At 51.1% G+C, this 23,110-nt stretch carries 16 protein-coding genes; 7 read left to right on the top strand and 9 right to left on the bottom strand.

The window, feature by feature from the left end; genetic code table 11:
• The first annotated feature begins 83 nt into the window (after positions 1–83).
• Complete coding sequence (yfbV, locus tag CBE72_RS05845) at positions 84–527, top strand: terminus macrodomain insulation protein YfbV (RefSeq protein WP_100142722.1); 444 nt, start codon at positions 84–86, stop codon at positions 525–527.
• Between the two features lie 3 nt (positions 528–530).
• On the opposite strand, the gene pflA is transcribed toward yfbV, so the two are convergent.
• Genes pflA through focA form a run of 3 tightly spaced genes read right to left on the bottom strand, consistent with a single transcriptional unit; the run spans position 531 to position 4,522 of the window.
• On the bottom strand, positions 531–1,271 hold the full coding sequence (pflA, locus tag CBE72_RS05840; protein WP_100142721.1) for a pyruvate formate lyase 1-activating protein: 741 nt from the start codon (positions 1,269–1,271) through the stop codon (positions 531–533).
• Between the two features lie 57 nt (positions 1,272–1,328).
• Complete coding sequence (gene pflB / locus CBE72_RS05835; protein WP_100142720.1) at positions 1,329–3,611, bottom strand: formate C-acetyltransferase; 2,283 nt, start codon at positions 3,609–3,611, stop codon at positions 1,329–1,331.
• A 29-nt stretch (positions 3,612–3,640) separates the two neighbouring features.
• Positions 3,641–4,522 carry a formate transporter FocA gene (gene focA / locus CBE72_RS05830; protein ID WP_100142719.1) on the bottom strand — a complete coding sequence of 294 codons (882 nt, stop codon included), beginning with the start codon at positions 4,520–4,522 and terminating at the stop codon, positions 3,641–3,643.
• 874 nt (positions 4,523–5,396) lie between these two features.
• On the opposite strand from focA, the gene CBE72_RS05825 reads away from it, so the two are divergent.
• Entirely contained in the window at positions 5,397–5,609 is a 213-nt protein-coding gene (locus CBE72_RS05825; RefSeq protein WP_100142718.1) for a YhdT family protein, read from the top strand.
• Complete coding sequence (gene panF / locus CBE72_RS05820; protein ID WP_100142717.1) at positions 5,606–7,054, top strand: sodium/pantothenate symporter; 1,449 nt, start codon at positions 5,606–5,608, stop codon at positions 7,052–7,054. Before CBE72_RS05825 ends, panF begins: the two co-directional genes overlap by 4 nt.
• Before the next feature lie 82 nt (positions 7,055–7,136).
• On the opposite strand, the gene CBE72_RS05815 is transcribed toward panF, so the two are convergent.
• The 5 genes from CBE72_RS05815 to cysK all read right to left on the bottom strand — a co-directional run bounded on the left by CBE72_RS05815 (position 7,137) and on the right by cysK (position 16,849).
• On the bottom strand, positions 7,137–9,785 hold the full coding sequence (locus CBE72_RS05815) for a TonB-dependent receptor plug domain-containing protein (RefSeq protein ID WP_100142716.1): 2,649 nt from the start codon (positions 9,783–9,785) through the stop codon (positions 7,137–7,139).
• Positions 9,786–10,261: 476 nt separating this feature from the next.
• A complete protein-coding gene (locus CBE72_RS05810) occupies positions 10,262–12,964 on the bottom strand; it encodes a TonB-dependent receptor (RefSeq protein ID WP_100142715.1) in 2,703 nt (900 codons plus the stop codon).
• 421 nt (positions 12,965–13,385) lie between these two features.
• Positions 13,386–14,393, bottom strand: a complete 1,008-nt coding sequence (locus CBE72_RS05805; protein ID WP_100142714.1) for a TDT family transporter — start codon at positions 14,391–14,393, stop codon at positions 13,386–13,388.
• A 91-nt stretch (positions 14,394–14,484) separates the two neighbouring features.
• On the bottom strand, positions 14,485–15,555 hold the full coding sequence (locus CBE72_RS05800) for a methyltransferase (RefSeq protein ID WP_100142713.1): 1,071 nt from the start codon (positions 15,553–15,555) through the stop codon (positions 14,485–14,487).
• 325 nt (positions 15,556–15,880) lie between these two features.
• Entirely contained in the window at positions 15,881–16,849 is a 969-nt protein-coding gene (gene cysK / locus CBE72_RS05795; protein WP_100142712.1) for a cysteine synthase A, read from the bottom strand.
• A 459-nt stretch (positions 16,850–17,308) separates the two neighbouring features.
• Here cysK and CBE72_RS05790 point away from each other — a divergent pair, with 459 nt between their 5' ends.
• A complete protein-coding gene (locus tag CBE72_RS05790; protein ID WP_100142711.1) occupies positions 17,309–18,433 on the top strand; it encodes a beta-ketoacyl-ACP synthase III in 1,125 nt (374 codons plus the stop codon).
• A gap of 100 nt (positions 18,434–18,533) precedes the next feature.
• Here CBE72_RS05790 and metG read toward each other — a convergent pair whose 3' ends face one another.
• Positions 18,534–20,564, bottom strand: coding sequence for a methionine--tRNA ligase (metG, locus tag CBE72_RS05785; protein ID WP_100142710.1), 2,031 nt, complete (start codon positions 20,562–20,564; stop codon positions 18,534–18,536).
• A gap of 159 nt (positions 20,565–20,723) precedes the next feature.
• Between metG and apbC the strand changes: the two genes are divergently transcribed.
• Genes apbC through dcd form a run of 3 tightly spaced genes read left to right on the top strand, consistent with a single transcriptional unit; the run spans position 20,724 to position 23,102 of the window.
• Positions 20,724–21,839 carry an iron-sulfur cluster carrier protein ApbC gene (gene apbC, locus CBE72_RS05780; RefSeq protein WP_100142709.1) on the top strand — a complete coding sequence of 372 codons (1,116 nt, stop codon included), beginning with the start codon at positions 20,724–20,726 and terminating at the stop codon, positions 21,837–21,839.
• A gap of 12 nt (positions 21,840–21,851) precedes the next feature.
• Positions 21,852–22,490 (top strand): uridine kinase, encoded by a 639-nt coding sequence (gene udk, locus CBE72_RS05775; protein ID WP_100142708.1) that lies wholly within the window; start codon positions 21,852–21,854, stop codon positions 22,488–22,490.
• A 30-nt stretch (positions 22,491–22,520) separates the two neighbouring features.
• The gene (gene dcd, locus CBE72_RS05770; RefSeq protein WP_100142707.1) at positions 22,521–23,102 is read left to right on the top strand and encodes a dCTP deaminase; all 582 of its coding nucleotides are present in this window, start codon (positions 22,521–22,523) and stop codon (positions 23,100–23,102) included.
• Positions 23,103–23,110 lie beyond the last annotated feature (8 nt).

Genomic DNA, 23,110 nt, shown 5'->3' with positions numbered 1-23,110 from the left:
CTGCCGTCAAGCCGTTGTTGGGGCCGAATAGGGAACTGTGCTAAGGTAAAAGCAATATTATGCTTGTTGTTCAGGTGCCTTGATTGAGCCTTAACTTTCTCAAAACCGTGAGGGAAGGTCGTCGTTATATGAAGACCTGGCCCATGGTCAGACAACTGGGTTACTTTTTTCCTGAGTTTCGCGTTATTCGCGCTACTCGGTTAGCGCTGCAACTGATGCCGGCATTGGCCATGGTCTCTGCTGCTGCGCAAATCTATGTCTATGGTTGGGACTTTTTGCCCCAGGCCATAGCCATTTTTCTATTCTTTCTCAGCCTGCCATTGCAGGGCTATCTGTGGCTCGGTTGGCGTGCTCGCCATCCCTTGCCGCTGTCCTTGCTCGATTGGGGCAATCAGCTCAATGCCAAACTTTCCGGACTTGGAGTCAGTAGCCGTCCACTAGGCGCCAAGGCCAGTTATATGGATATGGCACAGATCCTCAAATTGGCCTTTGAGCGTCTCGATGCCGGTTTTTGGGAAGAACTCTAACGTTCAGTAACCGGCATTGATCCCTCTTTGAATAAATATAGTCTTTATTCGCTCCATGGTTTCGCGATTCGGCGGCGACACGCCGTCGAGTTCGTAGCGCTCGCCCATGGCTTCCCACTTGTGTTTACCCAGTTCGTGGTAGGGCAGTAACTCCACTTTTTCCACGTTAGTCATTGGTTTGATGAACTCTGCCAGCTTTTCGGCCGAAGCTTCGTCATCTGTATAACCGCCGACGACCACATAACGGATCCAAGTTTTTTGGCCTCGTTTGGCCAGATACTCGGCAAACTGCAATGTTCGCTGATTGCTGACCTTGGTGAGATCTATGTGCTTGGCATCATCCATCTGTTTGATGTCCAGCAGTACCAGATCTGTGTTGTCCAGCAACTGGTCGATCACGTCGGTGTATTTACGAACAAAGCCATTGGTATCCAGACAGGTGTGTATGCCTTCGGCCTTACAGGCCTTGAATAGCTCGGCAACGAATTCTGCCTGTAACACGGCTTCACCACCGCTGGCGGTCACACCACCACCGCTGGCTTCCAAAAAAGGTCGGTAGCTGACTATCTGTTCCATCAGCTCCGCGACCGTTACTTCTTTGCCGCCATCCAGATCCCAGGTGTCGCGATTGTGACAGTATTTACAACGCATCAGGCAACCTTGCATAAAGGCGATAAAGCGAATGCCGGGGCCATCTACTGTGCCAAAGGATTCCACCGAGTGGATCCGTCCTTTTACTGTCATGTGCTCTCCTTGGAATGGCTGCAGCGGCGGCCGCTGCAGCCTGGTTTCAAACGTAAATTACAGTGCTTTGGTGAAAGTACGGGTAATCACGTCTTGCTGCTGCTCAGGGGTCAGTGAGTTGAAGCGCACTGCGTAGCCTGATACACGTATGGTCAGCTGTGGATACTTGTCAGGGTTGACGACAGCATCTTCCAGCATTTCACGGTTCATCACGTTGACGTTCAGGTGCTGACCACCTTCATGGCCCGGCTTGTGGGAGAAGTATCCGTCCATCAGCGCGGCCAGGTTGGTGCGGCGGGCATCTTCATCTTTACCCAGTGCGTTAGGCACAATGGAGAAGGTGTAAGAGATACCGTCCTGAGCGTGAGCGAAGGGCAGCTTGGCCACTGAGGTCAGTGAGGCGATAGCGCCTTTTTCGTCACGGCCGTGCATTGGGTTGGCACCCGGGGCAAATGGTGCACCGGCGCGGCGACCATCCGGAGTGTTACCTGTCTTCTTACCATACACCACGTTGGAAGTAATGGTCAGGATTGACTGGGTTGGGATGGCGTTGCGGTACATCTTCTTGTCACGAATTTTGGCCATAAAGCCTTCGACCAGCATACAGGCGATGTCATCAACACGGGCGTCGTTGTTACCGAACTTGGGATAATCACCCTCGATTTCGAAGTCTACGGCAATACCGTTTTCATCGCGAACCGGTTTCACCTTGGCGTACTTGATGGCAGACAGGGAGTCGGCAGCAATAGACAGACCGGCGATACCACAGGCCATGGTACGACGTACGTCTCTGTCGTGCAGCGCCATCAGCGCGGCTTCGTAAGAGTACTTGTCGTGCATGTAGTGGATGGTGTTCAGCGCAGTGACATACTGAGTTGCCAACCAGTCCATCAGACCGTCGAGGCGGCTCATGACGTCATCATAGTTGAGCACTTCGTCTGTGATAGGGTCTGCCTTGGGAGCGACCTGAATTTTCAGTTTTTCATCCACACCGCCGTTGATGGCGTACAGCATGGTCTTGGCCAAGTTGGCACGGGCACCGAAGAACTGCATGTGCTTGCCTACAACCATGGGGCTCACGCAGCAGGCGATGGCGTAGTCATCAGACTCGAAGTCAGGGCGCATCAGGTCATCGTTTTCATACTGGATGGAGCTGGTGTCGATAGACACTTTGGCGCAGTATTTCTTGAATGGCTGAGGCAGCTGCTCGGACCAAAGCACAGTGATGTTTGGCTCTGGGCTTGGGCCCATGTTGTACAGGGTGTGCAGGAAGCGGAAGCTGGTCTTGCTCACCAGTGGACGACCGTCCAGCCCCATACCACCGATAGATTCGGTAGCCCAGATTGGGTCGCCGGAGAACAGCTCATCGTATTCAGGAGTACGCAGGAAGCGCACCATACGCAGTTTCATCACGAAATGGTCGATCATTTCCTGAGCCTGCTCTTCGGTGAGCACGCCGTTTTTCAGATCGCGTTCGATATAAACGTCGATGAAGGTTGAAGTACGGCCCAGAGACATGGCGGCGCCGTTTTGGCTCTTCACCGCAGCCAGATAGCCGAAGTAGGTCCACTGGATGGCTTCTTTGGCGTTTTTGGCTGGGCCGGAGATGTCATAACCGTATTTGGCTGCCATCTTCTTCATCTTGCCCAGCGCTCTGTGCTGCTCGGCAATCTCTTCACGCAACTGGATAACGTTGCTCAGATCTTCACCGGCTTCCATTTGAGCTTGCAGTGAAGTGAACTGGGCAACCTTGTCTTTCATCAGGTAGTCGATACCGTAGAGGGCTACGCGACGGTAGTCACCAATGATACGGCCACGACCGTAGGCATCGGGCAAACCTGTCAGTACACCTGACTTGCGGCAAGCGAGGATTTCAGGAGTGTACACATCGAACACGCCCTGGTTGTGGGTCTTACGCAGTTCGGAGTAGACATATTTGATTTCAGGATCCAGTTCGCGATTATAGGCGGCGCAGGAGCCTTCAACCATGCGGATACCACCGTTGGGTAGCATGGCGCGTTTGAGTGGCGCATCTGTCTGCAAACCAACAATGGTTTCCAGTTCCTGATTGATGTAGCCGGCATCATGGGAATCTATGGTAGAGACTTTGTCTGTATCAAAGTCGACCGGAGCATGGGTGCGGTTTTCCTGCTTGATGCCTTCCATGACTTTGTCCCACAGGGCTGTGGTCGCAGTGGTGGGGCCAGCCAGGAAAGACTCATCACCTTCATAGGGGGTGTAGTTCTTCTGGATAAAGTCACGTACATTGACTTCGGTCTTCCAATCGCCGGGAACAAAGCCTTCCCACGCGTTTGCAAACAGCTCAGTTTTCTCGGTCATAGTACTCATACCTTCTAGTTGAGATAAAGTTACTTGCTGGTTTCGCTGCCTTGCTTGGCCAGCAAGGGACGGCGATATACAAACCAGTAAGTCAACCCTACAAATAAAGCTCCCCCCACGATATTACCCAGAGTGACGGGAACCAGATTATGGAACACGAATTGGCTCCATGTGAGATCGGCAAACTGCTCGGGGCTTACTCCGGCGTTTGTCCAAAATTCAGTGCTTGCCAGGTTTTTACTAATAATAGCCATAGGAATAAGAAACATGTTGGCGATACAGTGTTCAAAACCCGCGGCGACAAACATGGCAACCGGTAATACCACGGCCAGCAATTTGTCTGTGACTGAGCGACCGGCATAGGCCATCCATACTGCGAGGCATACCATGATGTTACACATGATCCCGAGGGCGATAGCCTGGATAAAGTCATGGTGCAGTTTGGCCTGGGCGGTTTTCATATAGCCAAGGCCTATCAAACCGTGGCCTGCATCATAGTGTTTGGCGGCAATCATCAGGCCAACCAAGATCATGGCACCGATAAAGTTACCTAAATAGACCAACCCCCAGTTACGCAGTAAGGCCTTGGTGGTAACCCGTTTACTGGCTCTGGCGGTAATGGTTAAAACAGTGGAAGTGAAGAGTTCGCCGCCCAGTACTACCACCAACATTAAGCCGAGGCTGAAGCACAGACCACCGATGAGTTTGTTGAGACCGTAGGGAAGGGCACTGCCACCGGCAGTGGCGACGACATAGAAGATGAAGGCGAGGCCGATAAATACCCCCGCAGTCATGGCCAACAGCAGAGTCGATTGAGTGTCGCGACCAATTTTGACGACGGCCGCATCCTCGACCTTCTGCGCAGTTTGGGCAGGGGTTGATGCATCAAATGGGCTAGGAGTGTTATTCATCATTGCCTTCTCTCGCTCATTTGGTGGCAGGCCACCGGTTTAGGTATGAATTACATTGATAGTTTCTGCAGGGCTATTCAATGACCACTGCATTCGTTAACTATAAATGCGATGTAATTAAATTACGTGATTTAGATCAATTTAGCGGTTGTTTCTCATCTAATTGCGTAATTAAACTACATTTCTCGGCTTGTCTATCGTTATTCCTCTCGCTTTCTTATAAAACAATATGCTGACATTCTCAGTCTATTTAGTTGTACCAGCCGTTATGCTGGAAAAATACTCTTCTTTTAACCACAGCATAGCTTTTAACACGTTATAAAAAACCAGTCTGTGCTGTTGCTCGCGGCCTCTTGGGTAAGTTGTTTATTGGGCTCTGTCTTATACCCTCAATTATCGGAAGAACAGCCGAACTTGCCCGCTTTTTACCGTACAACATCAAAATTGGTCTTACCAATTTACCATGAAAATATTAACACAGAGCTGTCTTCTCGGCATCTGTTATCGCTGCTAACTGAACAGCGAAAGCTAAATTTTGCGAGCAGGTTAACAATTGTAAGCCATTGGCGTCAGGGACTAGGGTTGAGTGAGGGGATATTTTATTCAATTGCTAAGTGATGTGGGTCGCATTATATCTGCTTATGTGCGATTCATCATGTCGTTGCTGGCGGTGTGAGCTATTTATGAACAGTCTTTAGCTTGTGAAGTCGGTCATCATTTACGATGCATGAAGCCAAAAGGTTAAACGAACACTATCCGGTAACCTGGGAATAACTCAATTTGCAGCTTGGCACCGAGACAAAGAGTTGATTAGAATCAACGCTTTCTTTTTGTTGTCACGCTCCAATTCAAGGGGCTATCCAAGGAGGCCGTTATGCCATCCATGGCACGTCTGGCCATCATACTTACCCTCATTTATGCCCTGTTTTGGGCTCTGGGGCCCCTCTTGACCGATATGGGGATCTGGGGAGCACACGCTGATTATTACGGCCTGCCTTTATGGTTTTGGCTGTCCTGTATTCTGACCCCGCTGTTTTTCATCATGGGACTCTTCTACCTGTTTGGCCGGGGAGGGCATAAAGAGTGACCACCCTTATCCCCGTATTAGTTTATCTGTTGCTCAGCCTAGTGTTGACCCGCTTTATTGCCGCCAGACAAGACAAGGCCAGCCTCTATCAGGATAAGGCGGCGCGCTTTTTTATCGGTGGCCGTTTTCTCAATGGCCCCATGTTGGCCTTGACGCTAGTGGCCACCTATACCAGTGCCAGCTCATTTATTGGTGGCCCGGGCGCCGCTTACAAGATAGGTTTGGGCTGGGTGTGGCTAGCCTTGATCCAGGTGCCGGTCGCCATGCTGACCCTGGGAGTGTTGGGGCCGAAGATCCTCGCGGCCAAGGCGCCTTACGCCACCTTGATTGAGTGGTTGGATGCCCGCTTTGAACATAAAGGGGTCAGCATGTTGGCGCTGGGCTCCTTGGTGCTTGGATTTGTCGCCATGATTACGGTGCAGTTTATCGGTGGCGCCAGGTTGTTTGCCGGGGTCAGCGGTATCGACTACAGCCTGGGGCTGGCTCTGTTTGTGGTGACTGTGTTGGCTTACACCCTGAGCGGAGGTTTTCGGGCGGTGACCATCACAGACGCCTTTCAGGGAATAGTAATGCTGCTGGGGCTCTTGCTGCTATTTTTCACCCTGCTTGGCCATGGGGGGATGACAGAGTTGATGTCCAAGGTGGCCAGTGAAGACCCGGCCTTGTTGCAGCCCCATGGCAATGAAGGGCAACTGGGCTGGCCCATGATGCTGTCGTTTTGGGTGCTTATCTGTTTTGGCACGCTTGGGCTGCCACATACTGTGGTGCGTTTGCTGGCGGTTAAAAATACCCAGGCGCTCAAGAAAGGTATTGTTTGGGGCACCCTTATCAGTGTCTTGATGACACTGTTACCGCATCTCATCGGATTGATGGGGCGGGCGCTTTATCCCGATTTGCAGGTACCGGATGAGATCATGCCAACTTTGATCTCCGGACTGTTTTCGCCACTGTTGGCCGGGGTGCTGCTGGCGGCGCCCATTGCCGCCGTGATGTCGTCGGTGGACTCTATGTTGCTGCAGGCGGCGGTCAGTCTGGTACGGGATGCCTGGGTTAAAGTCAGGCCACAAACCTCGGCGCAAAGCCAGCTGCGTTTGAGTCGCATCGCCATGTTGATGATTGCTGCGCTCGCCTGCTACTGGGCGCTGGAGCCTCCGGCCATGATAGTCTGGCTCAATCTGGCGGCTTTCGGCGCGCTGCAGGCGGTGTTTCTCTGGCCGATATTGGCGGCGGTATTCTGGCCTTCATTGACTGGCAACGCCGTATTTGCCGCGATGATTTCCGGATTGCTGAGTTATGGAATGCTGCAATGGCAGGCCTTGCCTTTACCATTTCATATTCACCCTGTGGTCCCGGCCTTGCTGGTTTCACTCTTGGCCATGTTGGGCTGCCAGGCATGGTTGTCTGCGCGAGCGGTTTTGGCGGTAGCGCCGGATAAGGCAGAGTAAAGAGCTATGCTTGATTGTTGAGTAGCGGATGAAACAAAAAAAGCGCAGTCATTGACTGCGCTTTTGGCTATTAAAGCGCTTATCAGAAACGGATCTGATAACCCGCGTAGACTACGCGGCCGATAATGTTGTGGGTATCGGCGTCATAACCTGGGTAGGACAGCTCATAGTTAACCGTAGGCATGGCATCGAACAGGTTACGGGCACCGACCGTGACTTTACCGAACTGGTCAAAGTCATAGTTCATGGCCAGATCCCAAGTGGTGAAGGAACCAAAGTCCTGCTTGTCGATGTTGGCAGCTTGCTGCTGTGGTGTTTCACCGGCATAGGAGTCGATGTACTTGGCGATCAGCGAGGCGCTGAAGGCATCGTACTCATAGCTGAAGGTGGAGTTGAAACGCAGCTCAGGATATCCCTTGGTACCCAGCACGTCGTAACGTGGGTCGACCGGACTGGCTTGCTCTGTGTACTCCAGTGCATAGGTGCCGTCCAGGGCAAACTTCAGACTGCCGTAGTTACCCAGCTCGAAGCGCGAGCTGAAAGAGACGTCCAGACCCGAGGTTTGCACCCCGTCCATGTTGATGTAACCGGCGCCAATCTCTTCAATCTTGCCGTCGGTATCACGCTTCACATAGACATATTTAGGATCGTAGGCACCGAGACCTGTAGTGGCTTCCAGATCCAGGATAGTCTGGGCACCGACATAGCTGACCTGGTTGCTGATCTCAATGTTGTAGTAGTCCACAACCAGAGAGATATCATCTGTGATGTTCCACACTGCACCGAAGGCATACTGATCAGACTCTTCAGGTTTCAGCTCCGGGTTACCTGAGCTCTTGCGCAGATACTGAGTTGACTCACACACATCGGCGCCTTCGCGTTGGTCAGCCGGCAGCATCTGACAGCCTTTGGTGTCGATCACTCGGTCATAACTGGTAGCAGCCTCGCCCAGCAGATCATCCAGTGATGGAGCACGGAAGCCCTGGCCGTAAGACGCGCGCAGAACCAGGTTATCCAACAACTGATAACGCAGGTTGATAGAGCTGGACAACTGACCTTCATCCGGCAGGCTGTATTGGTCATAACGGCTGGCCAGTTTAACGTTCAGATCATCGGTGACCGGCAGTTCCAACTCAACGAAGGCAGCCTTGTAGTTACGCTCACCGGCAGAGTCGCCACCGTAAGTACCCAGTACTTTTCCGGCAGCTTGCTGCGCGTCGCGGCGATCGCTGAATTCCATCTTCTGGTACTCGGCGCCCACAGCATAACCTATGTCACCGCCTGGCAGGGCGATAGGTGCCAGGGCTGCCCAGGAAATGGCTGTTGCTGTGGTCTTGGAATCCGCCTGACGGGTGGCTGTGTGCAGGAAGCTGTCCAGGGTTGCCTGAGTGGCATTACCGCCCAGAACAAATGGGTTATAAAGCCCGGCATCGACGGCTTGCTGCAGGTTGTCTTCAAACACATAAGAGTCTGTGCTTATATCCACCTGCTGATCTGAGTACTGTACGTACCAGTTCAGTGAACCGGCATCCAGCTCCAGGTTCAGCCCTGTCACCACGTCAACAACATCGGACTTGAACGTCGTGCTGCGATCGGCCACGCCTGTCAGACGGTGGTAAGCCTGTACTTCAGTTGCACCGGCTGTGCCATAAGTTGGGTTCAGTGGGTTGTCGGCTGCTATAAACAGGTTGGGGGTCCACAGTGCGGTAGAGGAAGTGGTGGACTTGTCACGCATCACAATCGCCTGACCGAACCACTCCAGATTATCGGTGATCTTGTAAGTCAGGTTGCTGAATAAGGAGTCTTTAGTCTGATCCGGCAGGTAATCGGTACCATCAAACATGCTGTAGCCACAACGTGGACCATCTTTACTCTGAACGATTTGATCGGCGGGGCAGTCTTTACCTGGAACATAGTCACCAGTGTAGCTCGGTGTTTCAAAGGTTCCATCGTCTTTTTTGCCTGGGCGAGCAGCTACTGGGCGCCAGGTGCCTTCCGGTGCATACAGAGAGCTGCGACCATAAGCTTCATCCCAGTTAGCGGTGAGATGTTCACGCTGGCCACCCTTGAGAGGATCAAACTTCTTGTGCTCTATGATAACCAGACTGCTGCTCTTGTCGCTGGTGTTACCAAAGGTCATCGATGCCGACATTTCATCGCGGCCACCCTGAGTCGGGTTGGCGAATTTTAGATCGAAACCGAGGCCGTCATAGTTCTTCTTCAAAATGATGTTGATTACACCGCCAATGGCATCGGAACCATAAATGGCTGAAGCGCCGTCACGAAGAATTTCAATACGCTCGATGGCGTCCATGGGGATCAGGTTAAGGTTGGTTGCATCGGCACCGAAGGTGGCTGATGGTGCAATTCGGCGACCATTGATCAGGGTCAGGGTACGGTTTGAACCCAGGCCTCGCATGCCTGAGCTGGCATGGTTACTGGCAGAGCTACCTGCGTCACTGATGAAGCTGCCCGCCGTGTTGTATGGCATTTGTGCCAGTACCGCAGAAACATCTGTCAGCCCGGTTTTAGCTATGTCTTCAGAGCTCATTACCGTCACCGGCAGAGCCGATTCCATGTCGGTACGCTTGATGCGCGAGCCGGTAACTTCGATGCGCTCCAGTTGTTGTTCATTTTCGTTGGCTTGGACTGCAGGTAGGCTAAGAGTGGCGGCTGCCGCACCGCCGAATAGGGCGAAGCGCACAGCTTTGCTGACACTAAGATTCATCATTTATATCCTTTTATGATATTCATTTTGTCTTTTTGTATTTATTTGTGCCGAATGTGAGTCATTGGCGACAAAATGTAACCATCAGGAAACAAATAATACAAGTAGTTAAATGCTGTTTGGTTGTTTTTTATTGTAATAAAGGTGTAAACAAACATTTTTAAGCTAAATAATAACTTTTATTGCGTTAAATTGTTTCAAATTAAAAACAAATTAATAACAAGTTATTGCTATTTATGATGTTCGGAATCGTTATTTTTAGGGTGTGCTATTCGGTTTGTGGTTGAGGTAACGTCATCAAAGTGGTTATTGCAATGTAGGTTTTAGTATGGTCAACGAATTATTTTTTAATGGCAGAATTCATTGCCTGAAGGGATTGTCTGTTGTGTTGCAGTTTAAGAGAGATAACAAGAGACTTTCGAAACCTTGGTTACATAAAAAACGGCACTCAAGGTGCCGTTTTCAAGAAAGCTGAAGGGTTAGAATTTGACTTCAGCTTCGACAAACCATTCACGTCCACGGGCATTATATATGGAACGTGGGTAGTGAGGCCATGTAGTATAAGTTGGGTCAAAGTTAGGACCCGCATCAAACAGGTTGACCACACCTGCGGTGAGTTTAATGCTGTCGCTGATGTTGTAGGCGGCAGTTAAATTCCAACGTGTTTGAGAGGCGACTTCATGAGCATTTTCATCAAATGGCTCGCCGTTTTTGATGGCTGACCGTTTGAATGATTTGTACTGCAGGCCATGCATACGGGCGGTATGGTAGGCTCCCAGCGTTGCTTCGAAGTCTTCTATATACCAACCCAGTACTAGGTTGGCACGGTAACGTGGCATACCGCCATCATCCAGATCGTCATCAACTTCAGCAGTCGGATCGGTTTGACCTTCTGACAACAGGATATAGGTTCCGTTGAAATTCAGCTTAAGTTCACCAAATTCGTTCAGATCCCAACCATAACCGGCGGTAAGATCTATGCCTCGAACTTTTTGGAACGCCAGGTTTTGCGCTACTGCGTTGATATGAGTGATAGTGCCCACGTCGTTACGGGTGATCATATCGGCGTATGTATCATATTCACGAGCGGCTTTGTCTGGACCGATATCACTTACCATGTCGTCCAGTTTCCATTCCCAGATATCCAAAGAGGCGTTCAGGGCATCACCGCCATATACTGCGCCTATGTTAGCCGTGTAGCCTTCTTCGGCTTTCAGGTTTTTATTGGCTCCGGTGGTGCTGTCGATACTGAGTTCTTTACAGACTTCATTCAGGGTTGGATCGTTTTCGTAGGCTTCACCCGGTATTCCGCCCAATGCCTGACATTGTTTGAAGTCTATGACAGTGGCGTAGCCCTTGGTGGCATCACCATATACTCTGTGCATGTCTGGGGCTCGGAATACTTTACCTATGGCGCCGCGCAGCAGCAACTCATCGATAGGACGATACTCTATGGTCAACTGGGGAGACACGTTTCCGCCAAAGTCATCGTATCTGTCATAACGTACGGCGGCATCAACGACCAGTTGTTCTGTTACAGGTATCCGAAGTTCGGCATAAGTTGCCCAAAATGAGCGTTCACCTGCACCTGACGAACCGCCTCGGCTGAGGATATTACCTTTAGCGGATTCTGAATCCGATTCTGTTTCGTAATCCTGTTTGGTCCATTCGGCACCAAAGGCAAACTCGGCATCGCCGGCTGGCAGTTCAAATGCTGGGCCGGAAATATTGGCTTGAACGTTTTTCTGGGTCGATTGAGCGCGCTCGAAAGGTGAATAGCTAATGTTTTTAACATCCGCCGCCGCTATAGGCGCCAACAAAGAAACACCATCTTTGCCCTGAGCTATGTAATTGTACATATTGGCAACACTGGCAAGGCCACTGCTATAGACATCCACATTAGTACGACCATAGTTGACAGAGGCATCCCAAGTGTAAGTGTCGGCCAACATGCCTTCGAGGCCTGCGGTGAAGAAATAGTTACGAGTGTTGGTCTCTCCTGCACGGTGGCCAAATTCATGCAAACGACGTATATAGGTATAGTCGCCGTCTGTTGCATTAGCGAAGTCGCCCCCAAGACCGCTCGCCTTATTGAACGTTTTGCTCAGGTTGGCGTCCATATCTGTAGTGAGAGTCAAAGTATCACCGGCAACTTTGACGTTAAAGTTGTCTGTGGCCATGGGCTCTACGCGGGTTGTAGATTTGGCTTGCGCAAAGTCGAGGCGTCCAACAAAGGTCAAATTGTCAGACAATTCATAATTGAAGTTGGTGGAGCTGATAAAACGATTGCTCTCTGGTGCCAGATCACGCCATTGTGAACGATCGAAGCCACAAGTGCCGTTATTCCATAAAAAACCTTCTGCGACACAACGTTCCATAGGCAGACTACCGACAGCAGGACTGCCATCAGGACCTTTAATCCTTGCTCCGTAAGAACTGTATGCTGAAAATTCACTGTAAGGCACTTTGTCGGTATGTAGGCCAAAGTTATCTCGGTCAGTTGCCTTTAATTGTTCAGTATCTGTGAATTCAATAAAGGTAGAAATATTACCGCGGTCGCTGGATGCCCCTAATGACAGTGCGATACGGTCACTGGCACCGCCTCCATTGGTTGTATCGCCATGACGATATTTCAGGGCGATACCTTCGAAGTCCCTTTTGAGAATAATGTTAACCACACCACCAACAGCATCGGCACCATAAATTGCTGAACCACCAGACTGTAATACTTCAATGCGTGCAACCGCTTCCATTGGTAGGTTAGCAGTATCAACGAAGTTATCTGTGCCCCCGGCAGGCTTAGGATATTGATTAAGGCGTTTGCCATTGATCAGTGTCAGAGTGCGGCTTGCACCTGCACCTCTAAGGCTGATGGACGAGGCTGCCGGGGTAAACCCATGTACGGCTTGAGTCGTCATGGCACTGGTTGTTGAGGTCAGGCTTTCCAACGCGTCTTGAACGCTGGTGAAACCTTGTTTGGCCATATCATCGGCGCTCATTACCGTTACCGGCGTTGCCGTTTCCATGTCGGTGCGTTTAATACGTGAACCTGTAACTTCAATGCGCTCTACTTTTGCGCCATCATCTTCGGCCTGAACAGTGGGGATGGACAGAACACTTATTGCTGTACCGCCAATTAACGCAAAATTAATTGCTTTGGCTAATTTAGAATTAGCTTGCATTTCTTTCTCCCTGATACTTATGTGTGCTTTTTGTTTTTCTTATCCGAATTAATTAAATAATGTTTCCGGATGTATCGGGAATATAACCTCGGCGAAATAAAAAGTGCAACATGAATAATACAGATGTAATTAAATTCATAATAAACTTATTTATTTCATTTTATTATCAAAAAAATAACGTATGCCGTATATTTCTTGTTTTTATTGAGCGAGGCGATTAATTAATCATATTAATCGGTGAAATATTCTTTAATTGTGTATTGGATGAAAAGCCTTTGTGGCTTTTATGTTTGATTGATGGGGTTGCGGAAGTATTTTTAATTTTTTGAGGAGATGAAACAGGTTTTAATATTTTTTATTCCACAGCCGATAAATTGCAAAAACGTGATGTGTATCACGCTTTTGCGGCCAAGGGATGAGCTTAGTTTTCACTAGACCAGGGGCGGTAATGTCTTAAGTAGCTGACCGCAACGTAGCCGACAATGGCACTGGCTATCACCAGCTCAATATTACCCAGTAACATCAATGGCTTGTTCAGCGATTGCAGCATGGGTTGGCTGTTGCACCAAGCGGCTGTTTTCAGTAGCGCTGTGGCTCCTATCACCATCGGGAAGGTGTAGGCAGCAAACCCTGGGCTGAATGGCAGTCGCAGCAAGTGCAGGAAGGCCAGATAGATGACCAGGGTCATCAGCAGGGCCAGGCTCAGCAATAGAGCAACCAACCAAAGCTCAGGCTCGGGAGTCAGGGTCAAATAGCCGGCCAGAGACAGGCTGGCCGGTGCTGCCAGAATCGCTATGGTAGGCTTGGCGGCATCCGCGACCGGATTACAGAAGATTAAGCGATACAGCATCACAGGCAGCATCACCAAGTAACTCACCAGGCCGAACATCAGAATGATGTGAGCGATTTGAGCGCCTACCTCGCCGGCTTCGGCGCCGGGAAAGGTCACGGCTGCCACCACCATGCCGATAGGGGGCACGAACCAACTGGGCACCATATGCTCCAGGTTGAAGTCCATTGCTCTATGCAGCACAAAGGCCGCCAGCAAACAGCAATGAATGGCGATAGCCGTCAACCAGATCAGAAAGCCACACAAAGGAAGATGGACCCCAACGGCTTTGGAGATCACCATCAGTGCCATGGCAAAGGTGGGCAGCACACTGCCGACCACAGGGTGGCGCAGTTCTTCATTCAGTAATTCAGGATGCAGAATGAACTTGACCGTCAACAGTAACAGTAATACACCGGCAACCGCCGCGCCCAATGCCAGGCCGGGAAATTCCGCTGACACGCTTTCCCATGCCCAGCCCAGGCTAGCGATGGCCAGCGCTAATCCTGCCAGCGGGCTTGGCAGTCGCCTGAAGGCGGCTTTACTGAACTTGCACTCGCGAGTGCTGAGTTCTTCAGTGGTAGTGGCTACAAGTTTCATGCTGTGACCTCTAGATTCCTATTTGATGCTCCTAGTCTAAAATCGGCCTCTGATTAATAAAATTGGAATTAAGTTATTCATAGATTCAAATTTATTTAAGCTTGCAGCGTAGCAGTGTATGCCCAAGCCCTATGTCATCGATATCTTCATCGACGTAGAAACCGGCCTGTTGCAGTAGTTTCAGTAGTACCTTGGAGTGATACATACGGCTGTTGCCGTTGGCCATTGCGGTGAAGTAGAGCGAGGTGGCATTGACACAATAGGCGGAGGCGGCATTGGGCTGCCTGTCCCAGAAGGTTTCCAGAATGCAGAGTTCGGCTGTCGTTGGCATGGCTTTGGCACAAGCCTGCAGTATGGCCAGGATTTGTGCTTCGTTGAAACAGTCGAGGAATTGGCTCATCCAATAGAGGTCGCCATCGGTTACGAAGGGGCCGTCTGGGGTTAGCAGATCGCACGCCAGGCCGGATATCCGCTCGCTTAAACCTGCGGCTTTTGCGGCTTCGGCGGCCAGCTCAAGCTGGGGAGCAAGATCCATTATGGTTACCCGGCACTGTGTGTTGTAGCTGGCACATTTCAAGGCCCATTTGCCGGTATTACCGCCGATATCCACCAAATGAGTCGGTCCATTGGCAAATATGCGCGGCATCAGGCTGTCAAAGGCATGGTCTGAATAATAATGGTCGAAGGCGAACCAGCTGTGTTTGGCCTCTGTCGGTAACTGGCTCAGTGCGGGGTAGATGGTCGGCCAGTCACCGAAGACCTTTAAGCCTTCAGGCGTACCTTGTTCCAGCGCTTGCTGCAGATGAAACAGACCTTGGTAGCAGATATCGTGGATAAAATTGAGGTTGGTGATCGCCATATCATCATGCAGCAGAAACCAGCCTGTCTTGTCGAGGATGTAATTGTCTCCCTTGTGCCAAACTAGTCCCATGGAGAGCGCCATATCGAGTAAAACGCCCAGAGCATATGCTGTCAACCCGGTTTTATCTTTGAGTGTTTCAAGGTCGGTGCCCTCATCGCCGGCGGCATCTATATGTTTGAGGATGTCGAACTGCAGCAGGCAGCGGGTAACTTGAAAGCTGACGGGAGCGAAGGCGATTTTTTGTGCTTCAAATTTGGCCTGAAAGGCACTGAGCTTGGCGGGTTCACTGAAAAAGGGCATTGTCTTGAGAGCCGAGGGAAAGGTCCAAAAAGAGCTTTATCGCCCAAAGCCAAAAACAAGTACAGACTGGCTGTATAAAATTATGATCAAGAAGGCAAATATGGGATTAATGCCAATTCGAATCGGATATCGCCATTGAGCTAGATACCGCTGTGCCTGTTTTGACAATAACAGATAGTGGTCAGCTGCATTCTCTCGGCTTTGGTTACTCTAAAGCAGCGGTTGCTCCAAAGCTGTGGTGGATTTAATGAAGCTGTCCAAAGAAGCATAGCCTTGACAACAAAAAGCCCCGTCATGGGACGGGGCTGGCAACTACAGCTTACTCTTATTGCACGTTTTCCTGATCGCCGAATTGGCCGACAAACAGAGCCGATGACAGATAACGCTCGGCAGCCGATGGCAGGATAACAACGATATTCTTATCGGCGAATTCCGGCAGGGCGGCGATGCGGTTAGCGGCAACGACGGCGGCACCGGAAGAGATACCCACCAGAATGCCTTCCTCTTTCATCAAACGATGGGCCATTTCTATGGCTTCATCGTTTCCAACCCGCTCTACCTTGTCTATCTGTTCCAGATCCAGATTGCCAGGAATGAAACCGGCACCAATGCCCTGGATCTTATGAGGACCCGGCTGCACAGGTTGTCCTGCCAGAGTTTGGCTGATCACCGGCGAGTCGCTTGGCTCAACGGCAACTGTGGTGATGGCTTTGCCTTGAGTGTTCTTGATATAACGGCTCACACCTGTGATGGTGCCACCGGTACCGACACCGGCCACAAATACATCGATTTGACCATCGGTATCGTGCCAGATCTCAGGACCTGTGGTTTTTTCGTGGATCTCAGGATTGGCGGGGTTGTCAAACTGCTGCAGTAGCAGATATTTATCCGGTGCAGATTGACGGATCTCCTCCGCCTTATCAATGGCTCCCTTCATGCCTTTGGCACCATCGGTCAGTACCAGATTCGCTCCCAGAGCCTTGAGTAACTTGCGACGCTCAAGACTCATGGTATTTGGCATGGTCAGTGTTAACTTATAACCTCTGGCCGCGGCAACGTAGGCCAGCGCAATGCCCGTATTTCCTGAGGTGGGTTCAATCAGCTCTTTTTCTTTGGTCAGCAAGCCCTTCTTTTCTGCATCCCAAATCATGTTGGCACCGATACGGCATTTTACGCTGAAACTGGGGTTGCGAGACTCAACTTTGGCCAGTACTTTGCCGTTGCTGACTCGGTTGAGTCGAACCAACGGGGTATTGCCTATGGTATAGGAGTTATCTTCGAAAATTTTGCTCATGGCTTGCAGGCCTCCTTTGATTGCATCCCTAAAGCATAATCCCTATGAGATCAAAGAGAAGTGAATCTTTGTTCTTCTTTATTCCGTTTGGTTATTAAAGGATTTGCTGTTATTTGTAATGCTAGAGGTCTGGCCAGGGGAACCCGAGACCCGCAAGTGGCCATTTTGCGCAATATGCGCTGGTCGGCGGGTAGCTGCTGACTGAATTTTAACCAAAAAGTAAGCTGGGCTGCGGTGTTAGTGACAATAGATGTTAAGCTTTGGCTGATGGAATGCCTTTATCGTGCAGGGGAGTGCGGTAATGGTTTGGTTCCTTGTCGGCTGAAAGCTTGTTTGCGGCGCGATTGCTGGCGATAACGAACATCATATTTCAGCTCAACTGCAATGGATCTGAGTTAACCCACAGGAAACCCTTATCGGGTAAGCGGGGCGACTCAAAAAACAATAAGAAGGTAGGCTATGAAGGATGCGATTGTCATTTCCGGCACCGGGCTGTTTACCCCTGCACAAGGAATTACCAATCAAGAATTGGTGGACAGCTTCAATCAATATGTTGACCTGTTCAATAGCGAAAATCGGGCGCAGATTGATCTTGGCCATGTGGCGGCGCTGAATTACTCATCGAGTGAGTTTATTGAGAAGGCTTCAGGGATCAAACACAGGTTTGTGATGGTCAAAGAGGGGATTTTAGATCCCGAGGTCATGATGCCGCTGATCCCTGAACGTGCCAGCGACAGCTTGTCCCTGCAGGCCGAAATGGGCTTGCATGCGGCCAAACAGGCGCTGGAGAGCGCCAATTGCAAGCCGGGTGACATTGATTTGATTATCGTTGCCTGCGCTTATACGCAGCGGGCCTATCCGGCGATGGCAATAGAGATCCAACAGGCCCTCGGCACCCAAGGTTACGGCTTTGATATGCAGGTGGCCTGTTCATCGGCGACCTTTGCTTTAGTCACTGCGGCCAATGCTATCAAGAGTGGTAGTGCCCGGCGGGTGTTGGTGATTAACCCGGAGATCTGCTCGGCTCAGGTCAACTATCGGGATCGCGACAGCCACTTTATTTTCGGGGATGTGGCAACTGCGCTGGTGTTGGAGTCTGCTGTTGATTGCCGTTCCGGATCTGCCTTTGAGATCCTCTCCAGCCGCTGCTTTACCCACTACTCGAATAATATCCGCAGTAACTTTGGTTTCCTCAACCGCTGTGATCCCTCGACTTCCGGTGCGGCCGATAAGCTGTTTCATCAACAGGGGCGCAAGGTATTCAAAGAGTTGCTGCCCATGATATATCAACATCTGGATGTGCAGCTCGAGGAATCCGGCATAACGCCTGAGCAGTTCAAGCGTCTGTGGTTACATCAGGCCAACATTAATATGAATCAGTTTGTGGTGAAAAAGCTCTTGGGTGAAATCCCGGAGCCTTTGAAGGCACCTGTGGTACTGGATCAATACGCCAACACGGCGTCGGCCGGTTCGGTGATCGCCTTCCATAAATATCACCATGACTTCAAGCCTGGCGAGTTGGGCCTGTTGAGCTCTTTTGGTGCGGGTTACTCCATCGGCAGCCTGATCCTCAGAGCCTGTTAGAGACACAATTCCACTCTGGGAAATGAAAAGGCCTGCACCGAAGTACTCGGGCAGGCCTTTATCAATACCGGGTCAACGGTAGTTGGCGATTGCTCTTGGGTTACTTGACTCGCATCCCAGGCTGAGCACCTTCATGGGGCTCAAGGATCCACAGATCCTTGCCACCCGGGCCTGCGGCCAGCACCATGCCTTCAGATAGACCAAAGCGCATCTTGCGAGGAGCCAGGTTGGCCACCATTACTGTCAGTTTGCCTTCGAGATCTTCCGGCGCATAAGCCGACTTGATACCGGCAAAGACCTGACGGGTTTCGCCGCCGAGATCCAGCTGTAATTTGAGCAGCTTGTTGGCTTCAGGGACATGCTCGGCCTTCTTGATAAGCGCAATCCGCAGATCCAGCTTGGCAAAGTCGTCAAACTCTATGGTTGGGCTGATAGGGTCATCTGCCAATGGACCGCTGGCCTTGGGCGTATCCTCGGTTGCTTGGAGGCTTTCCTTGGAGGCTTCCACCATGGCGCTCACCTTATCGAGCTCGATGCGTTGCATCATAGGCTTGAACGGATTGATTTGGTGATCGGCCATATCCATTGCCAAGCCGCTCCAGCTGAGTTCCAGCTTGAGGAAGGCTTCAACATCGGCGGCCAAGCGCGGCAGTACCGGCTTAAGATAAGTCACCAGAATACGGAACAAATTCAGCGCCACTGAGCATACCTGATGGGCGCGGGCCAAGGTTTCTTCGTTTTTCACCAATTGCCAAGGAGCTTCATCGGCAACGTAAGCGTTGGCGACATCGGCCAGCGCCATGATTTCACGCATCGCCTTACCGTATTCGCGACCTTCATAAAGCTCGGCGATCAGCTCCTGTTTGGCCAGGAAGGATTCGGCCAGGCTGTTGTCTTCTACTTTGGCCAGTTTGGCGTCAAAACGCTTGACGATAAAGCCGGCGGTGCGGCTTGCCAGGTTAACCAGCTTACCGACCAGATCTGAGTTGACTCTGGCGGCAAAGTCTTCCAGGTTCAGGTCCAGATCGTCAATACGGCTGGAGAGCTTGGCGGCATAGTAGTAGCGCAGATATTCAGGATCCAGATGATCCAGGTAAGTACGCGCCTTGATAAAGGTGCCCTTGGACTTGGACATTTTGGCGCCGTTGACCGTGACATAGCCGTGGGCATAGACACTGCTTGGCTGACGGTAGCCGGCACCTTTGAGCATGGCCGGCCAGAATAGGCTGTGGAAATAGACTATGTCTTTGCCGATGAAGTGATACACCTCGGCCTTTGAGTCTGCATTCCAGAACTCGTCAAAGTTCAGCTCCGGGCGCTTGTCGCAGAGGTTCTTGAATGAACCCATGTAGCCCACAGGCGCATCGAGCCAAACATAGAAGTATTTGCCCGGCGCATCAGGGATCTCAAAGCCAAAGTAGGGCGCATCACGGGTGATATCCCACTGCTGCAGGCCTTGCTCGAACCATTCATCCAGCTTGTTGGCCATTTCACTCTGCAGTGAACCTGAATGGGTCCACTCTTTGAGCATGGTTTCAAAGGCGGGCAGATCGAAGAAGAAGTGCTCTGTCTCTTTCATGACAGGGGTGGCACCGGATACCGCCGAGCGCGGATTGATCAGCTCGGTTGGGCTGTAGGTGGCGCCACAGGCGTCACAGTTGTCGCCGTATTGATCTTCAGACTTACACTTGGGGCAGGTGCCCTTGACGAATCTGTCCGGCAGGAACATGGACTTTTCCGGATCGAACAGCTGGGAAATAGTCTTGCTCTTGATATAGCCGTTATCGCGCAGTTTGAGGTAGATCTCACTGGCCAGCTGGCGGTTCTCTTCGCTGTGGGTGCTGTGGTAATTGTCAAAGGCAATATTGAACTCGGCAAAATCCTGCTGATGCTCTTGATTGACCTTGGCGATCATCTCTTCGGGTTGGATCCCCATCTGCTGGGCCTTGAGCATGATAGGTGTACCGTGGGCATCATCGGCACAGATATAATGACACTCATGGCCACGGAGTTTTTGAAAGCGGGACCAGATATCTGTCTGAATGTACTCGAGCATATGGCCCAAGTGAATGGGACCGTTGGCATATGGAAGCGCGCTGGTAACAAGGATTTTACGTTGTGTAGTAGCCATCTTTTCTCTGTTAAATCTAGGCCCTGAAAGAATGGCATAGATACTAACCGATTAATCCGGCTTTTTCATCAAAACCTGACATGAGTGGGTTAATTCTACTCTAATATTCGCATCATTATCTGGTACACTTGGCCAAATTTATCAAAAGGGGATTGCGTTTTGTCTTCTGCTTCTCAGGACTATCGTCTCAGTGACGATCTGCTCGGTCCGGTTCTTGCCATTCTCAATGCGTTTCAGGATCCATACCTGGCCCAGGGTTTAGTCGATGCCGGTTGTATTCGTAAGTTGGATTTGGATGGTAAAAGGCTGTTGCTGACCATCTTGTATCCATATCCTTGTCAGACCCAATATCGCGACACTGTGATTGCGCTGACCAATGAATTGTCCAAGCTCGATGCCATCGATGAGGTGGAGTGTGAGATTGGCTTTGAGCCTTTTAGTTACTCGGCCCTAGGCAATATTGACCCTATTCCCAACGTGAAGCAGGTGATTGCCGTTGCTTCCGGTAAGGGCGGTGTGGGTAAGTCAACCACTGCGGTTAACCTAGCTTTGGCCCTAGCGGCCGAAGGTGCCCGGGTGGGTATTTTGGATGCCGATATCTATGGCCCCTCCATTCCATTGATGCTGGGGATCCCCACATTCAGACCCGTTTCCCCCGATGGCGTGCATATGACAGCCGCTGCGGCCCATGGTATCAGCGCCCAGAGTATAGGTTTCATGCTGACCGATGATCAGGCCGCGGTATGGCGTGGCCCTATGGCCGCTGGCGCCCTGGTGCAACTGCTCAATGAAACCCAGTGGCCTGAGCTCGATTACCTGATGATTGATATGCCTCCGGGCACAGGGGATATCCAACTGACGCTGTCGCAGAAAGTGCCGGTCAGCGGCGCCGTGATAGTCACTACGCCTCAGGATATCGCCTTGGCCGATGCCAAGAAGGGCATCACCATGTTCCAGAAGGTGAATATCCCTGTGTTGGGGATCGTGGAGAACATGAGCTTCCATCTCTGCCCTGCTTGTGGCCATAAAGAGCATCCTTTCGGTACTCATGGTGGCAGCAAGATAGCCGAACGCTATCAAGTGCCTTTACTGGGCGCCTTACCTCTGCATATCAATATCCGTGAGGATATGGATAACGGTGCACCGACTGTGGTGGCCGCGCCTGAGGGTGAAGTGGCCGGTATTTACCGGGATATCGCCCGCCGTGTGGGTGCCCAACTGGCAAAGCAAAAGAATCACAGCGGTATTTCAATCGCAATAGCAGATGATGAGTAAGGTTTTAGCAGCATGAATTCGCCACAGTGTGTCGTTATCGGGATAGCAGGGGCTTCGGCGTCAGGTAAAAGTTTGATCGCCAAGACCATATTTGAAGAGTTATGCCGAGACTTAGGGACAGATCAGATTGGGGTTATCAATGAAGATGCCTACTATCGGGATCAGAGCCATATGTCCATGGAGGAGAGGGTCAAGACCAACTATGACCATCCCAAGGCGTTGGATCATGAACTGCTCAGCACTCACCTGGTAGCGCTCAAACAGGGGCAGGCGGTGGATATTCCCTGCTATAGCTATGCCGAGCATACCCGCACCAGCGATACCTTGAAGATGACCCCTAAAAAGGTCATCATCCTCGAAGGTATTCTGCTGCTGACCGACCCTAAGTTACGTGAACTGATGGATGCCAGCGTGTTTATGGACACACCGTTGGATATCTGTCTACTGCGGCGTCTGACCCGTGATGTGGCCGAGCGTGGCCGCACCATGGAGTCTGTGATCAGCCAGTACCAAAAAACAGTAAGGCCCATGTTTCTGCAGTTTATCGAACCCTCAAAGCAGTATGCCGACATCATAGTGCCAAGGGGCGGTAAGAACCGGATTGCCACCGATATTCTCAAGGCCAGAATCCAGCATTTGCTGGCGAAATAACCACAAGTATCCAAGGAGCTAGAAGGCGAGATGCGATTAACTGATATCGAAATTGAACAATGTCTGGACGAGGGCAGCATAGTCATAGATCCCCGTCCTGGCATAGAGGCCATCAGTGGCGTGAGTGTTGATGTGCGTCTGGGTCACCAGTTTCGGGTGTTCAAGGATCACACTGCGCCTTATATAGATCTCAGTGGCCCTAAGGCCGAAGTGCAGGCCGCGCTGGATAGAGTGATGAGCGAGCAGATAGATATTGCCGACGGCGATGCTTTCTTTTTACATCCGGGCGAGCTGGCATTGGCGGTGACCTATGAGAGTGTTCACCTGCCTTCCGACATAGTCGGCTGGCTTGATGGTCGTTCATCACTGGCACGTCTGGGCTTGATGGTGCACGTGACCGCGCATCGTATCGATCCGGGCTGGCAGGGGCGAATTGTGCTTGAGTTTTACAACAGCGGTAAATTACCGCTGGCATTGCGTCCCATGATGACCATAGGCGCATTGAACTTTGAGCGTTTGGCCCGTCCTGTGGCCAGACCCTACAACACCCGCAAGAACGCCAAGTATCGCGATCAGCAGGACGCGGTCGCCAGTCGGATCAGCCAGGACTGAACCTTGGA

It is taken from the genome of Shewanella carassii (genome assembly GCF_002777975.1).
GTDB classification, from domain to species: Bacteria; Pseudomonadota; Gammaproteobacteria; order Enterobacterales; family Shewanellaceae; genus Shewanella; species Shewanella carassii.
Note: the sequence above shows the minus strand (reverse complement) of the source record. Positions and strands in the feature narration are given on the sequence as shown.

What these genes read in the sequence shown, in the direction of transcription:
- dcd (WP_100142707.1), top strand. Translation starts at nt 22,521, where the DNA reads ATGCGATTAACTGATATCGAAATTGAACAATGTCTGGACGAGGGCAGC.
- cysK (WP_100142712.1), bottom strand. Translation starts at nt 16,849, where the DNA reads ATGAGCAAAATTTTCGAAGATAACTCCTATACCATAGGCAATACCCCG.
- pflB (WP_100142720.1), bottom strand. Translation starts at nt 3,611, where the DNA reads ATGACCGAGAAAACTGAGCTGTTTGCAAACGCGTGGGAAGGCTTTGTT.
- udk (WP_100142708.1), top strand. Translation starts at nt 21,852, where the DNA reads ATGAATTCGCCACAGTGTGTCGTTATCGGGATAGCAGGGGCTTCGGCG.
- CBE72_RS05810 (WP_100142715.1), bottom strand. Translation starts at nt 12,964, where the DNA reads ATGCAAGCTAATTCTAAATTAGCCAAAGCAATTAATTTTGCGTTAATT.
- metG (WP_100142710.1), bottom strand. Translation starts at nt 20,564, where the DNA reads ATGGCTACTACACAACGTAAAATCCTTGTTACCAGCGCGCTTCCATAT.
- CBE72_RS05800 (WP_100142713.1), bottom strand. Translation starts at nt 15,555, where the DNA reads ATGCCCTTTTTCAGTGAACCCGCCAAGCTCAGTGCCTTTCAGGCCAAA.
- focA (WP_100142719.1), bottom strand. Translation starts at nt 4,522, where the DNA reads ATGAATAACACTCCTAGCCCATTTGATGCATCAACCCCTGCCCAAACT.
- pflA (WP_100142721.1), bottom strand. Translation starts at nt 1,271, where the DNA reads ATGACAGTAAAAGGACGGATCCACTCGGTGGAATCCTTTGGCACAGTA.
- CBE72_RS05790 (WP_100142711.1), top strand. Translation starts at nt 17,309, where the DNA reads ATGAAGGATGCGATTGTCATTTCCGGCACCGGGCTGTTTACCCCTGCA.
- CBE72_RS05815 (WP_100142716.1), bottom strand. Translation starts at nt 9,785, where the DNA reads ATGATGAATCTTAGTGTCAGCAAAGCTGTGCGCTTCGCCCTATTCGGC.
- CBE72_RS05805 (WP_100142714.1), bottom strand. Translation starts at nt 14,393, where the DNA reads ATGAAACTTGTAGCCACTACCACTGAAGAACTCAGCACTCGCGAGTGC.
- CBE72_RS05825 (WP_100142718.1), top strand. Translation starts at nt 5,397, where the DNA reads ATGCCATCCATGGCACGTCTGGCCATCATACTTACCCTCATTTATGCC.